Consider the following 17,451-nt stretch of genomic DNA (forward strand, 5'->3'; position numbering starts at 1 on the left):
GGAGGAGGCACCCAATGAAAAAAAGATTCCTGATAGGCCAGGTGCTGCTGGCGTGCGCGCTATCGGAAGCCGCCGTCGCGGCATCTTCGACCCGGAACTATCCGGAAAAGCCCATCACCTTGCTGGTGGGATTCGCGGCGGGCGGCAGCGTCGACAACGCGGCCCGGATCGTCGCGCAGAGACTGCAGACGATAGGCTGGTCAGTCATCGTGGAAAACCGTACCGGCGCCAGCGGCATGATCGCCATGCGGGATCTGGCCAAATCCCGGCCGGACGGCTACACGCTCATGATGGGATCCGTCAGCAACCTGGCGATGGTTCCCCCGGCCATGAAAGATCCCCAGGTCGATCCGGCCAAGGACCTGGCCGCGGTGTCGCTGATAGGCAGCGCACCGCTGGTACTTCTGGTGCGCGCCGACTCCCCGGTGAAGTCGCTGGATGATTTCAAGGAGGCGTTGAAGAAACCCGGCGCAACCAGGAGCTATGCGTCCGGAGGGATAGCCACGCCTCCACACCTCGCCATGGAACTCCTCGCAAGCAAGCTGGAGGTCAAGCTCGACCACGTTCCCTATCGCGGCGAAGCCCCCGCGATCGTCGACCTCCTCGGCGGACACGTACCCGCCATGTTCGCGAACATGACGACGGGGGTTCCCTATGTGAAGAGCGGCAAGCTGCGCGCCATCGGTGTCAGCGGCTCGGCTCGCTCTCCGGTCATGGAGGATGTGCCGACACTGGCGGAAGGAGGGGTGGCGGGCTTCAACGTCGAAAACTGGTTCGGCATCGTCGCCCCCAGGGCGACGCCGCCTGAGGTGCTGGACATCATCCATGGCGCCGTCTCCAAGGCTCTCGCCGATCCTACGTCCCGGGAGCAGTTGTCGGCCCAGGGGTTGAACGTGCAGGACATCTCCAGAAAGGAATTCGACCGGTTTCTCGCAGCCGAGAACGAACAATGGACGGCCGTCGTGAAGAAGGTCGGGATTCGCCTGGAATGAGCAATTGGACGGAATGATGATGGCTCAAGTTGCTAGTTTACTTTTCGCTTTGCTATCGATGGGCATGGTTGGCGGCCATGCGGTCTCGCCCGCCGCGGCGGCAGACTCCTTTCCCAGCAGGCCCATCACATTGTTGGTGCCGTTCTCCGCGGGCGGCCCCACGGACAAACTGGCCAGGGATCTGTCCGAAGCCATGCGCCAGCGCCTGGGGCAGACGGTTGTGGTCGAGAACATCGGTGGAGCCGGCGGCACCATCGGCGCGGGAAAGGTGGCCAATGCCCGCCCTGATGGCTACACCTTGATGCTTGTCCACGTGGGCATGGCAACCTGGCCGGCCCTCTACCCCGGGTGGGAACGCAAGACCCTGGAGGCCTTCGATTACCTGGGGCTGATCAACGAAGTGCCAATGACGCTGGTGGGCCGCCCCACGCTCGCCCCGAAGAACATCGACGAACTCACGTCATGGCTCAAGGGCAATCATGACAAGGTCAACCTGGCCAATGGCGGCCCCGGTTCCGCGTCCGACCTGTGCGGCCTGCAGCTCCAGGAAAAACTCGGCATAAAGCTGACCACCATCCCCTACAAGGGGACGGGCCCGGCGATGATAGACCTGATGGGGAACCAGCTCGACCTCTTGTGCACCATGACAATCGGCGCGCAGGACCAAATCAAGGGAGGAAAAATCAAAGGCTTCGCGGTCACCTCGCTGAAGCGCGTGCCGACCCCGGAGCTCGACGCGCTGCCGACGCTGGACGAATCCGGTCTCAAGGGATTCAACGTGACCATATGGCATGGACTCTACGCCCCCAGGAACACGCCGCCAGAAATCCGCGGGAAACTCAATGGCACGCTCAGGGAAATCCTGGCCAGCCGTGATTTCGTCAGCGAGCAGGAGCGACTGGGCGCGCTGGTCGTTAGCGAAAACTTGCAGACGCCGGCTGGCCATCGAGAGTTCGTCGAGGGTGAGATATCCCGCTGGACCGGTGTCCTGCGGGGTTCGCAAAGCAGCCGCGCGGGCAAGTAGGCGTGCGGCGCCTCCGGGACGAGTGTTTTCAGGACCGGAAATGGAACATCATCCGCGCCGCGGATTTTCAGCACGCGCCACGAGACGCATAGGCGCGTTTCGCAAGCGCGGTGCCAAGCTCTACGGCCGGATCGATCAACACCACCCCCCGCTCGAACGGGAATCCGGACAACGCGAGCGGAATCTCCGTACAGGCCATGGCGAACTTGTCCACGCCTGTGCGGTCTCGCATCCTGACGACGACTTCCGACAGGCACCGCCGGCCCAGCGCCATGTTCCCCGCCTTGACCCCCCGATAAATACCTTGCATCAGCAGCGTCGACTCAGCGTCATCGGGCTCGATGCAGACAAGGCCCTGGCATTCGAAAAACGGGCTGTACAGGCGGGAGCGATAGGTGCCCTCCGTCGCCAGCAGACCGACGGGCCGCCCGTCCAGCCGGCACGCCGCCCGGGCGGTCACCTCGGCAATATGCAGCAACTCGACGCCGGCGTGGCGCCCGGCGAGCTCCTGGTGCCAGGCGTGGGCGGTATTGCACGCGATGGCAATCGCGCGCACATCGAGCGTCTGCAACGCGCTGACGCTTTGCGAAAGGCTGGACAACACGAGGTCTTGCTCCGGCTTCCCCGCGAGCAGGGCTTTCGTGCGATCCGGGTGCGGCCACTGCGACAGGTAGTGTGCGGGAAAGGCTTGGTCGTTCACGTTGCCGCCTCGCGCGATGATCTCGTCGATGCAGGCGGACAGGAATTTGGAAAGGAGGTCGGCGCCGGCGAAAGGCCCCATTCCTCCCAGAATGGCGACGGTGTTCACGTTGGCTATCACACAGGGGCATCGAAAACTACAGCGGCTTCGCCCGCGGCTCGAGCGCTTCACCCGGCGGAGGAGAAAACAAGATGGCCTCGCCCTTGCTCACCTGCTCCCTGCCGCCCAATTCGTCCACCCGTCGTCGCTGGTCGGCCTTTGCACGCGCGTCGATAGCCTCGGGCCTACCCTGCTCCCTCAATGCATCCAACAAGCACCGCAACACCTCGGAATAGCCCGGATCAGGCGCCACGTCCCGTGTCTCGTCCGGATCCACCGCGAGATCGAAAAGCTGGACGGGCATGCCGACGTGATAGATCAGCTTGTATCGCTCGCCTCTGATCATGGACGCCCCCGCCGCGGATCCGTGCGCATGGAACTCCGCGAAGACGAGCCGGCCATCGGGTCCGGCCGCCATTCGGTTGGCGAGCGCGAAGAGTGATCGGCCCGGCAAGTCCGCATCTTCGGCGGACAACGGAATGTCCAGCGCTTCGAGTACGGTCGGGAAAAGGTCGACATGGCAAGCCAACTGGTCGGATCGGCGACCCGCGGGCACATCGGCGCCGGCCAGAATCATCGGCACGGCCACCGACTGCTCGTAGAAGACCCGCTTGCCCAGCAACCCGTGGGAGCCGAACAGTTCGCCGTGGTCGCTGGTGTAGAGCAGATTGGTCGTTTCGGCGGGCGCATACTTTCCAACGGCATCCATGACTTCGCCGATCTGTTCGTCGAGATGGGTGATCAGGCCGAAGTAAGCGGACGAGATTTTCCGCAGCACGTCCGGCTCGATCAGATCCGGGATCTGTTCGAGCCGCCGGATGTGCCGATAGGCCGGATGCCCCGCCCACCCCTCTCCCCGCCATCCGACGGGAAGCGGCATGTGCTGATAGGGGTAGCGATCGAGCAACCGCTGCGGCACGGTGAATGGAGGATGCGGGCTCACCCATGACACCAGAAGAATCCACGGCTTCCGGCTGCCTGCCATTTCTTCAAGCCATGCCTTGGCGGCCGCGGTGATTTTCCGATCGTAGTCCTGGTACTTGGTGTCGCCCACGCCCGAACTCAGCGCATACATGTCGTACCAGGCCGAGTCTTTCTTCCCGGGCTCATCGTCGTATCCACGCAGCAGATTCCGTATGGCGCCTTTGCCGCCGTACAAATGCATCGGCAGGATTTCCTGAGTGAAGCCGTAGTCGTCGCCGCCGCGATAATGCAGTTTGCCGATCGAGGCGACTGTCACGCCGGCATCGCGCGCGCGATGCATCCACGATGGCGTTTTGCCATCGTAGGCCAGGACATTGTCCCAGTATCCCGTCTCATGGGGATACCGGCCCGTTGCCAGCGACGCCCTGGCGGGGCAACAAATGGGGCTGGTGGTATAGGCCTTCCGGAACAATGTCCCCCTCGACGCGAGCCCGTCCAGGTTGGGCGTCTTGACGATGGGATGTCCCGCACACCCCATCAGTCCGCCGGCATGGTTGTCCGAAAGAAAAATGATCAGGTTTTTCCGCTGCTTTCCCATTCTCGCAATACCTCAGGCCGAGATCCTGATGCCGGTTTCCCTGGCGATCTGGCGCCAGCGAGCCAGCTCCTTGTCGAGATACTCCGCGAACGCTTTCGGCGCGCTGCCGATCACCGCCGCCCCCTCGTCATCCATCCGCCTGCGCACCGCCGCCTCTTCAAGCGCGGACGAGAGCGCCACCTGGAACTCGACGGCGAGCGCTTCCGGCGTCCCGGCCGGCATGAAAACGCCGTGCCACTGGTCCGCGACCAGATCGGCGAAGCCCTCCTCCACCAGCGTGGGAATCCGCGGCAATTGCTTGAGGCGCCCCTGGCCGGTCGTGGCAAGCGCCACCAGATCTCCTTTCTCCAGATACGGCTTGGCTACCGGATAGATCATGAAGGCAGCCTGCACCTCGCCGCCGAGCAGCGCTGTCATCAGTTGCCCCGCGCCTTTGTAGGGGACGCTGAGTGCGCTCACATTGGCTCGCCGGAACAGGATCTCGGGCGTAAGGTTCGATATCGATCCCAGGCTCGCATTTCCGTACGCGAGATTGATCTTCTGGCTGCGCATGCGTGCCAGCAGTTCGGAAAGACTGGAGATGCCCAGATCGCGGCGGACCACCATGGTCAAAGGCTGCGAAACCGCCAGGCTGACGGGCACCAGATCGCGCCGCACGTCGAACGGAATATTTCCCATCACGGCAGGATTGATCACGATCGATGACGATGCATAGAGCACCGTCTTTCCGTCTGGCGCGGCATGGGCGACATAGCTGGCACCGATGTTTCCGCTCGCGCCGGCCCGGTTGTCCACGATTGCCGGGCTTTTCAGTGCCTGGGAAATGCCGGGCGCCAGAAGCCTGGCGAATATGTCATTGCCTCCGCCCGGGGCGAATGGCACCACGATACGAACCGGCGCGCCCTGGGCGCGTCCCGGCCCGGCGGCGAATGCCGCGGCCGCGACGGCGCCAAGCTTGAAGAAGGTTCGGCGGCAAATGGGACGGCCCATGTTCGGCACCCTGGAAGACAAGATGCGATCCAGTCTATCCATGCACGTTTCATGTATCCAATGCGATGTTGCGCTGTTAGCATGCTTAAAAAGCATGAATTGATCGTTTCCCAAGGCGTTGCGCCATGAGCAGTCTCTATCCCGACCTGACCGCGCTGAATCTCTTTCGCCTGACGGCCCGCGAGGGAACGGTAACCGCCGCCGCGCAAGCCTTGGGCATGGGCCAGCCCCAGGCCAGCCGCGCGCTGGCCGCGTTGCAACGGCGGTTGGGCCTGGTGCTGCTGGTCCGTTCGGGCCGCCTGCTGGTCCCCACCGACGCGGGACTGCTGTTCCTGGAACAGGCCGATCGCGCCCTGGCGGAGGTCGAGGGACTCTGGGAAAGCGCCCGCACCATTTCCGCCGGCCGGCGCGCCCCCATCCGCATGCTGGTGCAATCCCACCTGGCTCACGGATTGATGCCGCAGGTCATGGCGGACATGCGGCACGCGTTTCCTTCCTTGCGCATCGACCTGGACATCCGCCAGAGGAATCGCCTCACCCAGTGGGCCAACCGGGCGGCCTGCGACTGCGTCTTCGCAACGCTGCCTCATGATGCCTCGTGGTCGGTGCAAACCCCGCTGTTCGATGCGGAATACCTGATCGGCATGCCGCGCAACCACCCTCTCAAGGATGTCCGCCGGGTGAAAGTGGAAGACTTGATCGGACACGCGTTCGTGAATGTCCGGGCAGGCCTCACGACACGCGACAAACTCCAGGAAATGTGCGCAATGCACAATACCGTGCCAAGCATTTCCCTGGAGACAGGCTCCGTCCAGTCCGCGCTACAGATGGCAGGCGCCGGCTTGGGATTGGCCCTTTGCGATCCGTTCACCGCCAACAATCATGCCGGCAATGCAGATCTGACGTTCTGCCGGATCGTCGACGGACCGACGCTGAACTATGGACTGTCGGTGAAAGATCCCGGCGAAGGCTGGGCGCGCAAGATCGCGGAAATACTCATCAGGCGGGCCGGCGCCATTCTGGCCCGATACCTCGGCGATGGCCGGTGATTTCCCCGAGCCGGAATCAAGCGTGGCGGCAAGGCATGGCTGGCGAGGCGCCTGCCCGCATCGGGTACCGCCTCCTGGACCGCTCAAGAGGTCAACAATGGTTACCAAATGGCTGGCCGGGACAAGAGGCGGAATGGCCGGCAAAGCGCCACGGACGCCCCGCCGGCGGTCAGAGTACGGGGCGTTTGAACAGCATCGCGGGTTCGAGTTCGAGCGCCTTGGCCAGCTTCTCGATGTTGTCGACCGAGATGTTGACACGCGCTCGCTCGACCTGACTGACGAAGGTCCGGTCGAGATGGGCGGCGAATCCGAGCTGCTCCTGCGACATCTTCTGCGCGACTCGGAACGCTCGTACGTTGTAGCCGAGTATTTCGCGCAGCGTCGTCAAGGACGCCGACGGATTAGGGGATCTCAGAGGTGCGGGCATTGACGCATACTCCCCACGACAGCGCGTTATATCTACCGCTTATACATCACCTTTACTGGACGCTATTGCAACGCTTCGCAAAGCGCTTCAGCAAAAGTAATTCTGCGCCTGTCGGGAAGCGACACCTACGGGGCTAACCCTCGGTCATGCGTGGCGCGCCTGATACGGAAAGCGCGCGCTTTCCGTATCAGGCATCAACTCACCCGCTCGGGAAAACGCCCGCGCACCGAATGCTCGATACCCGCCGCGTCGAGCCCCAGTCCCGCCAGCAGCGCGGCCTGGTCGCCATGGTCGATGAAGCGGTCGGGCAGACCGAGCTGCATCACGGGCACCGTCACGCCGGCGTCGTTCAGTACCTCGCAGACGGCGCTGCCGGCCCCGCCCATGATGCTGCCTTCTTCCACCGTCACCAGCGCCCCGTGCCGGGCCGCCAGTTCAAGTATGAGTTCGCGGTCGATGGGCTTGACGAAGCGCATGTCCACCACCGTGGCGTCCAGCGCCTGCCCGGCCTGCAAGGCAGGAACGGCCAGTGTGCCGAACGCGAGTATCGCGACGCCGGCCGTGCGGCCGCTCTCGCGCCGCACGATCCCTTTGCCCAGGGCCACGGTACCGAGGCCTGCCGCCGGCGCCGCCCCCGTGCCCGCGCCACGCGGATAGCGGACGGCGGCGGGGCCGGGATGCTGATAACAGGTCGACAGCAGCAGCCTGCACTCGGCCTCGTCCGAGGGCGTGGCCACCACCATGTTGGGGATGCAGCGCACGAAGGCGATGTCGTAGTTGCCGGCATGCGTGGCGCCATCCGCGCCCACGAGCCCGGCGCGGTCGAGCGCGAAGGTCACATCCAGGTCCTGGAGCGCGACGTCGTGGATCAACTGGTCGTAGCCCCGCTGCAGGAAAGTCGAGTAGATGGCGACCACCGGCTTGAGCCCCTCGCAGGCCAGGCCGCCGGCGAAGGTCACCGCATGCTGCTCGGCGATGCCTACGTCGAAATAGCGATCCGGAAAGCGCCGCTCGAACTCCACCAGGCCGCTGCCTTCGCGCATGGCCGGCGTGATGCCGATCAGGCGCGCGTCCTCGGCCGCCATGTCGCACAGCCAGTCGCCGAACACCTGGGTGAACGTTTTCCTGGGCGGCGTGGACGGCTTGCTGATGCCCACCGCGGGGTCGAACTTGCCCGGGCCGTGGTACAGGACGGGGTCGGCCTCGGCCAGCTTGTATCCCTGCCCCTTGCGGGTGACGACATGCAGGAAACGCGGACCGGACAGATTGCGCATGTTCTGCAGCGTGGGGATCAGCGAGTCGAGATCATGCCCGTCGATGGGACCGACATAGTTGAAGCCCAGCTCCTCGAACATCGTGGCGGGCGTGACCATGCCCTTGGCGTGCTCTTCGATCCGGCGGGCCAGTTCGAACACGGGCGGCACGTGCGACAGCACGGCCTTGCCCACGTTGCGCGCGGCGGCGTAGAACTTGCCCGACATCAGGCGGGCGAGATAGCGATTCAGCGCGCCGACCGGCGGCGAGATCGACATGTCGTTGTCGTTCAGGATCACCAGCAGGTCGACATCGGGCATGACGCCGCCGTTGTTCAAGGCCTCGAAGGCCATGCCGGCCGACATCGCGCCGTCGCCGATCACGGCGATATGCTTGCGCTCGACACCTTCGATGCGCGCGGCCGCGGCCATGCCCAGCGCGGCCGAGATGGAAGTGGACGAATGCGCGGTGCCGAAAGCGTCGTATTCGGATTCGCTGCGCCGGGGAAAGCCCGAGATGCCGTCCCGCTGCCGCAGGGTCGCCATGCCGGCGCGCCGTCCCGTCAGGATCTTGTGCGGATAGGTCTGGTGCCCCACGTCCCAGACGATGCGATCGTCGGGCGTATTGAAGACGTAGTGGAGGGCCAGGGTCAGTTCGACCGTGCCCAGGTTCGAGGACAGGTGGCCGCCGGTGCGGGACACCGACTCCAGCACGAAGGCGCGCAGTTCATCGGCCAGCGCCGACAATTGGCAGCGGTCCAGTTTTTTCAGGTCGGCCGGAGAATCGATGCGGTCGAGCATATCGGTGGGCATGTTTCGGAGTCTCCGTTCAGCGGTCGCGCAGCACGATGAAATCGGCCAGCGCGGCCAGGCGCGCACCGCCCGCGCCCAGCGGAACGATGGCCTCGTGCGCGGCCTGGCGCAGGCGCTCCGCCAGGGTCCGGGCCTCGTCCAGGCCCAGTATGGATACATAGGTCGGCTTGTCGGCGGCCGCATCCTTGCCGGCCGTCTTGCCCAGGCGCGCCGAATCCGCCGTGACATCGAGGATGTCATCGACCACCTGGAACGCCAGCCCCACGGCCTGGGCGTAGCCGTCGAGCGCCGCGCGCTGGACCGAACTCGCGCCCACCACGATGCCGCCCAGGGCGGTGCTGGCGCGCAGCAGCGCGCCTGTCTTGAGCCGGTGCATGGCTTCGAGTTCGTCCCGATCGAGCGGCTTGCCGACGCTGGCCAGATCGATGGCCTGGCCTCCGGCCATGCCCAGGCTGCCGGCCGCGGTGGCCAGCACCTGCACCGCCTGCACGGTCAGCCCGGGGGCGATCGGCATGCGCGCCAGGGCCTCGAACGCCAGGGCCTGCAAGGCATCGCCCACCAGCAGCGCGGTGGCTTCGCCAAACTCCACGTGCACGGTCGGCTGGCCGCGGCGCAGGACGTCGTCGTCCATGCACGGCATGTCGTCATGCACCAGGGAGTAGGCATGGATCAATTCGACCGCGGCGGCGGCGGCGTCCAGCGCCGCCTCGCTCCCGGCGCCGGATGCCGCGCAGGCCTCGCCCGCGGCATAGGTCAACATGGGGCGCACGCGCTTGCCGCCGCCCAGCACCGCGTACCGCATGGCGCCATGCAGCGTGCGCGGATCAATGTCCTGGACGGGCAACAAGCGCGCCAACACCTGTTCGGCGCGCACCCCGCACGCCGCCATCCAGGCGGAAAAATCTTCGCGACTGCCAGCCATCAAATCAATCCCCGGCCTCTTCGAAGGGGCGCAGCAACTCTCCCTCGAGAACCCGGACCTGCTGCTCGGCGCGCGCCAGCCTGTCCTGGCAGACCCGCACGAGGTCGACGCCGCGCCGGTAGGCGGCCAGCGAGGATTCGAGCGGCATGGAGCCGTCCTCCATCATCGCCACCAGCGCCTCGAGCTCGCCCAGCGCGGCCTCGAAGTCCTGAGGCAGGGCCTGCGCGGGGGCATCGCCCTGCGCATCGGAAACATTCACGAATTTGTCGGCCAATCAAGCCTCCTGGATCTCGTCACGGCATCGAACCCGGAATTGTACGGGATGACGGGATTCCGCCCCCGCCCCAGGCGGGGGCGGACCGGGCCTGCGCGGGGACTTCTCCCGCCGTCCGGGGTACAATACCCGGCTTGATCGGGCAGATCATTTTCTTCGCGCCAGTACCCTCTGCGAAGTTCAACCACCGCTCCAGGTCGCGTAAGGGGCGGTTTCGCAGCGGGGAGACTGGCTTCACAACTCTCGCGGAGGGAAGTCATGACCGATATCGGTCGCGTGGCACACGTGGCGGCGAGCCGAGCGCAGCTCCCAGTCAGTGCCTATTTCGATGAAGCGCGCTTCGCGCGTGAAATGCAAAACGTCTTTGGCCAGGCCCCCATCTACGTGGGGCACCAGAAAGGCGTCCCCGAAGTCGGGGATTACCGTACCCTGATCCAGGAAAACGACGGCCGTGTGCTGGTGCGCAACCAGTCCGGTGTCGAACTGCTGTCCAACGTATGCCGACACCGGCAGGCACTCATGCTGGGCCAGTACCAGGCCGGCGGTGAGCGGCAGGCCGCGCATTGCGGCGGCAACCTCGGCCGCCCGGGCAACATCGTCTGCCCGCTGCACCGCTGGACCTACGATGCCCGCGGCAAGCTTATCGGCGCGCCGCTGTTCAGCGAAACACCCGGCCTGGACCTGCAGCGATTCGCGCTGCAGGAATGGAACGGCTCGCTGTTCGAGGCGCCCCGCTCGGGCGGACGCCGGATCGCCTCCGAGCTTGCCTCCCTGGACGGCAGGCCCGAGTTCGACTTCAGCGACTATGTCCTGGACCGGGTGCAGGTGCACCAGTGCAACTACAACTGGAAGACGTTCATCGAGGTTTATCTCGAGGACTACCACGTGGGTCCGTTCCACCCCGGCCTGGGCCGCTTCGTCACCTGCGACGACCTGAGCTGGGAGTTCGGCGACTACTACAGCCTGCAGCGGGTCGGCGTGCACAACGCGCTGGCGCACCCCGGCTCGGGCGTCTACCAGCGCTGGCACGATGCCCTGCTGGCGTACCGCAATGGCAGCGCGCCGGAATTCGGGGCGATCTGGGTCACGCATTTTCCGACCCACATGATCGAGCTGTATCCGCACACCCTGGTTTTGTCGACGCTCTATCCCAAGAGTCCGCAGGAAACGGTCAATATCGTCGAATTCTATTATCCCGAGGAAATCGTCCATTTCGAACGGGATTTTGTCGAAGCCCAGCAGGCCGCTTATATGGAAACCGCTGTCGAAGACGACGAAATCGCCGAACGCATGGACGCCGGCCGCAAGGCATTAATGGAACGCGGCACCAACGAGGTCGGCCCCTACCAGTCTCCCATGGAAGACGGCATGCAGCATTTCCACGAGTGGTATCGAAAGGTCATGAACGAGCCGGAAAATATGTAAAGACGTAACTTTTGTCCGCCTGCCCGTCAAAGCGCCCTTCCCGGGCGCTTTTCTTTTTTCAACTGCCGGAAAACCTCCGCCCCGCACGGCGGAGTTGGAGGCTTTATCGGCATCTCTGCAAAAAATACATCGCGATCCGGCGGCATGCGCACCATTACAAATACACACACTGCCGCCTTGCCAGCCATGGAGCCGGCGCGTAGCTTTTAAAACGAATCAGGCCCGGATGCATATGAGGCCGGATTTTCGCCATCGGTAAAAAAGACGGGAGAAAAAGCATGCTGCATTATGCAGTCGTATTTTTCGTCATCGCCATCATCGCGGCGGTCTTGGGATTCGGCGGCATTGCCGCCGGCGCGGCATCGATCGCGAAGATATTGTTCTTCATTTTCATCGTGCTCGCGGTCCTGTCACTGCTGAGCGGCCTGTTCCGAAAATGATATACGCTCAAGGAGAAAAATCATGAACGTTCGCACCCTGCTCGTCGCCGGCATCATCGGTACCGCCACGGTCATGGGAGGCTGCGCGGCAACCCGCACCCAGGAATCCGCGGGGGAATACGCCAGCGACGCCGCCATCACCGCCAAGGTCAAGGCGGCCCTGGTCGCCGCCAAGGACGTCAGCGCACTCGACATCAATGTCGAAACCTTCCGCCGCACCGTCCAGTTGTCCGGCTTCGTCGACTCCCAGGCCCAGGCCACCCGGGCCGTGGAAATCACCCGCGGCGTGGACGGCGTCCAAAGCGTCCGCAACGACCTCCGGGTGAAGTCCGCCCCTACGCGCTGACGCGCGCCCCCCAGGGGGCGCGCGCCAGCGCGTAGGGGGCCTCAGCCCTTTGCGTTCATCAAGGCGCGGATGCGGTTCTCGATGGGCGGATGCGAGGCGAACAACGCGCCGAAGCCCTTGCCGCCGCCGGCGATGCCGGAGGCCTCGAAGCTCTTGGGCAGGTCGCCGGGCTCCATGCCGCCCAGGCGGGACAGGGCGCGGATCATGGGTTCGCGCGAACCCAGCAGATAGGCCGAACCGGCGTCGGCGCGGTATTCGCGCAGGCGCGAGAACCAGGCGACGATGATGGACGCCAGGATGCCGAAGACGAGTTCACAGACGATGACCGTGGCGAAATAGCCGATGCCGCCGCCGCGCTCGTTCTTGAGCACCATCCGGTCGACCACGTAGCCGACGACGCGCGCCAGGAATACCACGAAGGTATTGACCACGCCCTGGATCAGGGTCAGCGTGACCATGTCGCCATTGGCGATGTGCGCCACTTCGTGCCCGAGCACGGCGCTGACTTCTTCTTCGGTCATGCCCCGCAGCAGGCCGGTGGATACCGCGACCAGCGCGTCGTTCTTGAAGGCGCCGGTGGCGAAGGCGTTGGGTTCGCCCTCGTAGATGGCGACTTCGGGGCGGCCGATGCCGGCGCGGTCGGCCAATTGGTGGACGGTGTCGACCAGCCACTGTTCCTCGGCGCCGTTGGGCGCGTTGGGATCGATGACCCGGGCGCCGGTGCTCCACTTGGCCATCGGCTTGCTCATGAGGAGCGAGATGATGGAGCCGGTGAAGCCGACCACGAGCGAAAAGATGGCCAGCGCCTGGAGGTCCAGACCGTTGGCGGTCAGGAAACGGTTGACGCCAAGCACGCTCAGCGTCGCCGTCAGGACCAGCATGACCGCGACGTTGGTCGCCAGAAAGAGCACGATGCGTTTCATGAGGGCAAGAAGCTCCGAAAATCTTTGATGTTTTGTCCGGGGGCGGGGGTTTCCCCACGGCCGCCGGGAACCGCCCCGTGCGGCGCCGAATGTGACGGCAGCAGGCATCGGGAAGTTCCCTCCGGCCGCCGCAGAACGGCCAGAGGAACGATACCCGTTTCCCGGTTGGGGCTATATGGTAGCCGGGACGGTGATTTCAAGGCGAATACTGGGGTTAACCCCAAAGGCTACAATCGGGGCCACCTCATCGCCCTCCGCCCTCCATGCAAGCCCTCTGGATGCTCTTCGCTTCGCTGATGTTCGCGATCATGGCCATGTTCGTGAAATTCGCCTCGGAAGAGGCCAGCCTGGGACAGATCATCCTGTTCCGCGGGCTGCCCACGGCGGCGGGCATCCTGGCCTGGGCCTGGACCACCCGGCGCATCGTGATCCCGCCGACCTGGCGGCTGCACATCATGCGCAACGTCGCCGGCGTGGGATCGATCTGGCTGTCGTTCTTCGCCATGGGCCGGCTGCCGCTGGCGACCGCGATCACCCTCAACTACACCTCGCCGCTCTTCATCGCCGGCTGGATGATATGGCGCCAGCACGACCTGACCGACCGGCTGCGCACGCTGGCGGTCGTCATCGGCTTCATCGGCGTGATCGCGATCCTGCGCCCCACCCTGGACCACTCGCAGTGGCTGGCGGCGCTCCTGGGCCTGACCGCCGGCAGCCTGACCGCGATCGCCGTGATGCAGGTGCGCTCGCTGGGACAGTCCGGCGAACCCGAATGGCGCATCGTGCTGTTCTTCGCGCTGTCATCCTGCCTGACGGGCGGCGTCGCCACCTCGGTCACCGGCTGGCAGCCCCCCTCGCTCTATGGCTGGTTCACGCTGCTGGGCGTCGGCATCAGCGGGCTGCTGGGGCAGTTCGCGATGACGCGGGCGTTCAGCCGCGGATCGGCCGCCCTGTCGTCGGTCCTCCAGTACAGCACCATCCCGTTCTCGGTCCTGCTCGGCTACCTGTTCTGGGACGATCACCCCGACATGGTGGGCTGGGCCGGCATGGTGCTGATCGCGGCCGCGGGCCTGGTCTCGACCTGGCGCACCCTGGCGCTGGCGCGGCGGACCTGAGCCCCCGGCCGCCGCGTGCCGGGCCACGAAGAACCGTCCCCGCCAGCCATGCTGGGTTGCAGCAAAGCGCCGGCGGGTTCACACTTGATGCGTTAACGGCCGTCCTCTCCTCCCATGTCCCTGAAGCTGTCCGTCCTTGATCTGAGCCCCATTCCCGCCGGCTACACGCCCACCGACGCGCTGTCGAACAGCGTGGACCTCGCGCGCCAGGCCGAGGCCGCGGGCTACCACCGCTACTGGCTGGCCGAACACCACAACACGGGCATGCTGGCGTGCTCGGCGCCCGAATTGCTGATCTGCCGGATCGCCGGCGCCACCACCCGGCTGCGCGTGGGGTCGGGCGGCATCATGCTGCCCAACCACAGCCCGCTGAAGGTGGCCGAGACCTTCCGCGTGCTCGAGGCCATGTTTCCAGGCCGGATCGACCTGGGCCTGGGACGCGCGCCGGGCACCGACCCCGTGACCGCCAGCGCGCTGCGCCGCGGCCATGCCGATGCCGACGAGTTCCCGCAGCAACTGGCCGACCTGGTCGGCTACCTGAAAGACGTCATGCCGTCCGACCATCCCCATGCGCGGGTGCGCGCCACGCCCGTGGGCGTGCCCTGCCCGCCCATCTGGATACTCGGCTCCAGCCTGTTCGGCGCGCGCGTGGCCGCCGCCAACGGCTTCGGCTTCGCCTACGCCCATCACATCGTGCCCGAGAACGCCCATGCGGCGATGCGGCTCTATCGCCAAGAGTTCCGCGCCTCGCCGTTCGGCCACGAACCGCGCGCCATCCTGGCCGTCTCGGCCGTCTGCGCCCCCACCGCCGACGAAGCCGAGCGCCTGGCCTCCACCGCCGACCTCAGCATGATGCGCACGCGCAGCGGCCGTACCCGCACCCCGCTGCCCAGCGTCGAGGAGGCCATGGCCTACGTCTACCAGCCCGACGAAGAAGCCCTGCGCCAGTACAACCGCACCCGCATCCACATCGGCGCGCCCGAGGCGCTGGCCGGCTCGATCGGCGCGCTGGCGCGGGCCACGCAGGCCGACGAGGTCATGATCAACTCCCAGATACACCGCCACGAGGACCGGGTCCGCAGCTACCAATTGCTGGCCACGGCCCTGATGGCCTGACCGCTTCCCACCCACGCGCATATCAAGGGATCAATATGCAGCTCCAAGGAAAAGTCGCTCTCGTCACCGGCGCCGCCAGCGGCATCGGCAAGGAAATCGCCGACACGCTGGCCGCGGCGGGCGCCGCCGTCGCCATCGCGGACATCAACCTGAAGGCCGCTCAGGCAGTCGTCGACGAGCTCAAGCTCAAGGGCTGCCAGGCCATGGCGGTGGATTTCGACGTGACCGACGAGGCCGCGGTCGAGCGCGGCACCCAGCAAGTGGTCGATACCTTCGGCAGCGTCGACATCCTGGTGTCCAACGCCGGCATCCAGGTCGTCAACCCCATCGACCAGTTCGCCTACGCCGACTGGAAGAAGGTCATGGCCATCCACGTCGACGGCGCCTTCCTGACCACCAAGGCCGCCCTCAAGCACATGTACCGCGACGACCGCGGCGGTATCGTCATCTATACCGGCTCGGTGCATTCGCACGAGGCCTCGCCGCTGAAATCGGCCTATGTCACCGCCAAGCACGGGCTGCTCGGCCTCGCCCGCGTCCTGGCCAAGGAAGGCGCCAGGCACAACGTGCGCTCGCACGTGGTCTGCCCCGGCTTCGTGCGCACGCCGCTGGTCGAGAAGCAGATTCCCGAACAGGCGCGTGAACTCGGCATCACGGAAGAGGAAGTGATCAAGAAAGTCATGCTGGGCAACACCGTGGACGGCGAGTTCACCACCCTGCAGGACGTCGCGCAGACCGTGCTGTTCCTGGCGACCTTCCCCACCGCGGCCTTCACCGGACAGTCGTTCGTCGTCAGCCACGGCTGGTACATGCAATAGATGGTGGCCCCCCCTACGCGCCGACGCACGCCCAGCATGGTGAGCCCCCAGCCGCGGCGCGGCGAACTCGGCTACGACACCGTCGCGCTCGTCCTGCAGGGCGGCGGCGCACTGGGCTCCTACCAAGGCGGCGTCTATGAAGGCCTGGCCGAGGCCGGGCTGCATCCGGACTGGATCGCCGGCATTTCCATCGGCGCGATCAACGCCGCCGTCATCGCCGGCAATCCGCCCGACCGCCGGGTCGAACAATTGCAGCGGTTCTGGGACCACATCTGCCGCCCGCCGCTTTTGCCGCCCACGCCGATCGACGCGCTGCGCGATGCGCTGGCCCATCTTCCCGGTCCGGCCGGCGCCGCGCTCAGCGCCTGGGAAGCCTGGCGCGCCGTGCTGGAAGGCCAGAACGGTTTTTTCGTGCCCAGGCTGGTGCCGTCCTGGCCCACGCAGCACGACCCGAACACCGCCAGCGTCTACGACAGCACCCCGCTCAAGCGCACGCTGGAGGAATTCGTCGACTTCGACCGGCTCAACAACGGCGGGACCCGCATCTCGGTGGGCGCCGTCAACGTCCGCACCGGCAACTTCGCCTATTTCGACAACACGACCCGGACGCTGACGGCCGACCACATCATGGCCTCGGCCGCCCTGCCCCCCGGCTTCGCGCCGGTCGAGATCGACGGCGAATACTACTGGGACGGCGGCGTCGTCTCGAACACGCCGCTCTACCAGATCCTGCAATCGAGTCCGCGCCGCTATTCACTGGTCTTCCAGGTCGACCTCTGGAGCGCGCACGGCCAGTTGCCCGGCAACCTGAGCGAAGTGCCCATCCGCCAGAAGGATATCCAGTATTCCAGCCGCACTCGCCTGGTGACGGACTACATGCGCGAGGTGCAGGAATACCGCGGCCTGCTGCGGGAACTGCTCAAGCACATGCCGGCCGGGCACGGCCGCGAACCCTGGATGAAGCGGGCGCGCGAACTTGCCAGCGACCGGCGCATCAACGTGCTCCACCTGATCTACCGCGGCGAAAAATGCGAGGCTCCCTTCAAGGACTTCCAGTTCGGCCGGCTGGGGATGGAAGAGCGCTGGCGCGGAGGCCTGGCCGACATACGCCGGACACTTGAACATCCCTCCTGGCTCGAAGTACCCGGCGCCGACCATCCATTCGTCACCCACGACGTGCACCGGCCCGCGGACGGCCGCTGA

General features: G+C 65.6%; 18 protein-coding genes. 10 read left to right on the forward strand and 8 right to left on the reverse strand.

Going from position 1 to position 17,451, the window contains the following annotated elements; genetic code table 11:
• The first annotated feature begins 14 nt into the window (after nucleotides 1–14).
• Both AC1Q6E_RS15070 and AC1Q6E_RS15075 read left to right on the forward strand, forming a co-directional pair.
• On the forward strand, nucleotides 15–992 hold the full coding sequence (locus tag AC1Q6E_RS15070) for a tripartite tricarboxylate transporter substrate binding protein (protein ID WP_152793360.1): 978 nt from the start codon (nucleotides 15–17) through the stop codon (nucleotides 990–992).
• 19 nt (nucleotides 993–1,011) lie between these two features.
• Nucleotides 1,012–2,016, forward strand: a complete 1,005-nt coding sequence (locus AC1Q6E_RS15075) for a tripartite tricarboxylate transporter substrate-binding protein (RefSeq protein ID WP_492573071.1) — start codon at nucleotides 1,012–1,014, stop codon at nucleotides 2,014–2,016.
• A 67-nt stretch (nucleotides 2,017–2,083) separates the two neighbouring features.
• Here AC1Q6E_RS15075 and AC1Q6E_RS15080 read toward each other — a convergent pair whose 3' ends face one another.
• Genes AC1Q6E_RS15080 through AC1Q6E_RS15090 form a run of 3 tightly spaced genes read right to left on the reverse strand, consistent with a single transcriptional unit; the run spans nucleotide 2,084 to nucleotide 5,369 of the window.
• The gene (locus AC1Q6E_RS15080) at nucleotides 2,084–2,824 is read right to left on the reverse strand and encodes an aspartate/glutamate racemase family protein (protein ID WP_492573026.1); all 741 of its coding nucleotides are present in this window, start codon (nucleotides 2,822–2,824) and stop codon (nucleotides 2,084–2,086) included.
• 28 nt (nucleotides 2,825–2,852) lie between these two features.
• Complete coding sequence (locus AC1Q6E_RS15085) at nucleotides 2,853–4,337, reverse strand: sulfatase family protein (RefSeq protein ID WP_492573027.1); 1,485 nt, start codon at nucleotides 4,335–4,337, stop codon at nucleotides 2,853–2,855.
• 12 nt (nucleotides 4,338–4,349) lie between these two features.
• The gene (locus tag AC1Q6E_RS15090) at nucleotides 4,350–5,369 is read right to left on the reverse strand and encodes a Bug family tripartite tricarboxylate transporter substrate binding protein (RefSeq protein ID WP_492573028.1); all 1,020 of its coding nucleotides are present in this window, start codon (nucleotides 5,367–5,369) and stop codon (nucleotides 4,350–4,352) included.
• 83 nt (nucleotides 5,370–5,452) lie between these two features.
• Between AC1Q6E_RS15090 and AC1Q6E_RS15095 the strand changes: the two genes are divergently transcribed.
• Nucleotides 5,453–6,376, forward strand: coding sequence for a LysR family transcriptional regulator (locus tag AC1Q6E_RS15095; RefSeq protein WP_152793363.1), 924 nt, complete (start codon nucleotides 5,453–5,455; stop codon nucleotides 6,374–6,376).
• Between the two features lie 169 nt (nucleotides 6,377–6,545).
• Here the strand turns inward: AC1Q6E_RS15095 and AC1Q6E_RS15100 are convergent, their stop codons facing one another.
• The 4 genes from AC1Q6E_RS15100 to AC1Q6E_RS15115 all read right to left on the reverse strand — a co-directional run bounded on the left by AC1Q6E_RS15100 (nucleotide 6,546) and on the right by AC1Q6E_RS15115 (nucleotide 10,065).
• Entirely contained in the window at nucleotides 6,546–6,803 is a 258-nt protein-coding gene (locus tag AC1Q6E_RS15100) for a helix-turn-helix domain-containing protein (protein ID WP_152793364.1), read from the reverse strand.
• A 194-nt stretch (nucleotides 6,804–6,997) separates the two neighbouring features.
• Complete coding sequence (gene dxs, locus AC1Q6E_RS15105) at nucleotides 6,998–8,869, reverse strand: 1-deoxy-D-xylulose-5-phosphate synthase (RefSeq protein WP_492573029.1); 1,872 nt, start codon at nucleotides 8,867–8,869, stop codon at nucleotides 6,998–7,000.
• Between the two features lie 16 nt (nucleotides 8,870–8,885).
• The gene (locus AC1Q6E_RS15110; RefSeq protein WP_492573030.1) at nucleotides 8,886–9,791 is read right to left on the reverse strand and encodes a polyprenyl synthetase family protein; all 906 of its coding nucleotides are present in this window, start codon (nucleotides 9,789–9,791) and stop codon (nucleotides 8,886–8,888) included.
• Nucleotides 9,792–9,795: 4 nt separating this feature from the next.
• Nucleotides 9,796–10,065, reverse strand: coding sequence for an exodeoxyribonuclease VII small subunit (locus AC1Q6E_RS15115; RefSeq protein WP_152793367.1), 270 nt, complete (start codon nucleotides 10,063–10,065; stop codon nucleotides 9,796–9,798).
• A gap of 258 nt (nucleotides 10,066–10,323) precedes the next feature.
• Here AC1Q6E_RS15115 and AC1Q6E_RS15120 point away from each other — a divergent pair, with 258 nt between their 5' ends.
• The 3 genes from AC1Q6E_RS15120 (at nucleotide 10,324) to AC1Q6E_RS15130 (ending at nucleotide 12,276) form a co-directional block, all read left to right on the forward strand.
• Nucleotides 10,324–11,490 carry an aromatic ring-hydroxylating oxygenase subunit alpha gene (locus tag AC1Q6E_RS15120; RefSeq protein WP_152793368.1) on the forward strand — a complete coding sequence of 389 codons (1,167 nt, stop codon included), beginning with the start codon at nucleotides 10,324–10,326 and terminating at the stop codon, nucleotides 11,488–11,490.
• A gap of 278 nt (nucleotides 11,491–11,768) precedes the next feature.
• Nucleotides 11,769–11,930: a DUF1328 domain-containing protein gene (locus AC1Q6E_RS15125; RefSeq protein WP_087780828.1), complete on the forward strand. Its 162-nt coding sequence runs from the start codon at nucleotides 11,769–11,771 to the stop codon at nucleotides 11,928–11,930.
• Nucleotides 11,931–11,952: 22 nt separating this feature from the next.
• Nucleotides 11,953–12,276, forward strand: coding sequence for a BON domain-containing protein (locus tag AC1Q6E_RS15130; protein WP_492573031.1), 324 nt, complete (start codon nucleotides 11,953–11,955; stop codon nucleotides 12,274–12,276).
• Nucleotides 12,277–12,317: 41 nt separating this feature from the next.
• Here the strand turns inward: AC1Q6E_RS15130 and htpX are convergent, their stop codons facing one another.
• Complete coding sequence (gene htpX, locus AC1Q6E_RS15135; RefSeq protein WP_492573032.1) at nucleotides 12,318–13,199, reverse strand: protease HtpX; 882 nt, start codon at nucleotides 13,197–13,199, stop codon at nucleotides 12,318–12,320.
• 263 nt (nucleotides 13,200–13,462) lie between these two features.
• Between htpX and AC1Q6E_RS15140 the strand changes: the two genes are divergently transcribed.
• From AC1Q6E_RS15140 to AC1Q6E_RS15155, 4 genes are all read left to right on the forward strand, one after another.
• On the forward strand, nucleotides 13,463–14,314 hold the full coding sequence (locus AC1Q6E_RS15140; RefSeq protein WP_492573033.1) for a DMT family transporter: 852 nt from the start codon (nucleotides 13,463–13,465) through the stop codon (nucleotides 14,312–14,314).
• A gap of 114 nt (nucleotides 14,315–14,428) precedes the next feature.
• Complete coding sequence (locus tag AC1Q6E_RS15145; protein WP_152793372.1) at nucleotides 14,429–15,430, forward strand: LLM class flavin-dependent oxidoreductase; 1,002 nt, start codon at nucleotides 14,429–14,431, stop codon at nucleotides 15,428–15,430.
• A gap of 35 nt (nucleotides 15,431–15,465) precedes the next feature.
• A complete protein-coding gene (locus AC1Q6E_RS15150) occupies nucleotides 15,466–16,248 on the forward strand; it encodes a 3-hydroxybutyrate dehydrogenase (RefSeq protein ID WP_152793373.1) in 783 nt (260 codons plus the stop codon).
• Between the two features lie 36 nt (nucleotides 16,249–16,284).
• On the forward strand, nucleotides 16,285–17,451 hold the full coding sequence (locus AC1Q6E_RS15155; protein WP_492573034.1) for a patatin-like phospholipase family protein: 1,167 nt from the start codon (nucleotides 16,285–16,287) through the stop codon (nucleotides 17,449–17,451).

Source organism: Pigmentiphaga sp. MLSB6-MA01, assembly GCF_058793475.1.

What these genes read in the sequence shown, in the direction of transcription:
- AC1Q6E_RS15070 (WP_152793360.1), top strand. Translation starts at nt 15, where the DNA reads ATGAAAAAAAGATTCCTGATAGGCCAGGTGCTGCTGGCGTGCGCGCTA.
- AC1Q6E_RS15075 (WP_492573071.1), top strand. Translation starts at nt 1,012, where the DNA reads ATGGCTCAAGTTGCTAGTTTACTTTTCGCTTTGCTATCGATGGGCATG.
- AC1Q6E_RS15085 (WP_492573027.1), bottom strand. Translation starts at nt 4,337, where the DNA reads ATGGGAAAGCAGCGGAAAAACCTGATCATTTTTCTTTCGGACAACCAT.
- AC1Q6E_RS15090 (WP_492573028.1), bottom strand. Translation starts at nt 5,369, where the DNA reads ATGGATAGACTGGATCGCATCTTGTCTTCCAGGGTGCCGAACATGGGC.
- AC1Q6E_RS15095 (WP_152793363.1), top strand. Translation starts at nt 5,453, where the DNA reads ATGAGCAGTCTCTATCCCGACCTGACCGCGCTGAATCTCTTTCGCCTG.
- AC1Q6E_RS15100 (WP_152793364.1), bottom strand. Translation starts at nt 6,803, where the DNA reads ATGCCCGCACCTCTGAGATCCCCTAATCCGTCGGCGTCCTTGACGACG.
- dxs (WP_492573029.1), bottom strand. Translation starts at nt 8,869, where the DNA reads ATGCCCACCGATATGCTCGACCGCATCGATTCTCCGGCCGACCTGAAA.
- AC1Q6E_RS15110 (WP_492573030.1), bottom strand. Translation starts at nt 9,791, where the DNA reads ATGGCTGGCAGTCGCGAAGATTTTTCCGCCTGGATGGCGGCGTGCGGG.
- AC1Q6E_RS15120 (WP_152793368.1), top strand. Translation starts at nt 10,324, where the DNA reads ATGACCGATATCGGTCGCGTGGCACACGTGGCGGCGAGCCGAGCGCAG.
- AC1Q6E_RS15125 (WP_087780828.1), top strand. Translation starts at nt 11,769, where the DNA reads ATGCTGCATTATGCAGTCGTATTTTTCGTCATCGCCATCATCGCGGCG.
- AC1Q6E_RS15130 (WP_492573031.1), top strand. Translation starts at nt 11,953, where the DNA reads ATGAACGTTCGCACCCTGCTCGTCGCCGGCATCATCGGTACCGCCACG.
- htpX (WP_492573032.1), bottom strand. Translation starts at nt 13,199, where the DNA reads ATGAAACGCATCGTGCTCTTTCTGGCGACCAACGTCGCGGTCATGCTG.
- AC1Q6E_RS15140 (WP_492573033.1), top strand. Translation starts at nt 13,463, where the DNA reads ATGCAAGCCCTCTGGATGCTCTTCGCTTCGCTGATGTTCGCGATCATG.
- AC1Q6E_RS15145 (WP_152793372.1), top strand. Translation starts at nt 14,429, where the DNA reads ATGTCCCTGAAGCTGTCCGTCCTTGATCTGAGCCCCATTCCCGCCGGC.
- AC1Q6E_RS15150 (WP_152793373.1), top strand. Translation starts at nt 15,466, where the DNA reads ATGCAGCTCCAAGGAAAAGTCGCTCTCGTCACCGGCGCCGCCAGCGGC.
- AC1Q6E_RS15155 (WP_492573034.1), top strand. Translation starts at nt 16,285, where the DNA reads ATGGTGAGCCCCCAGCCGCGGCGCGGCGAACTCGGCTACGACACCGTC.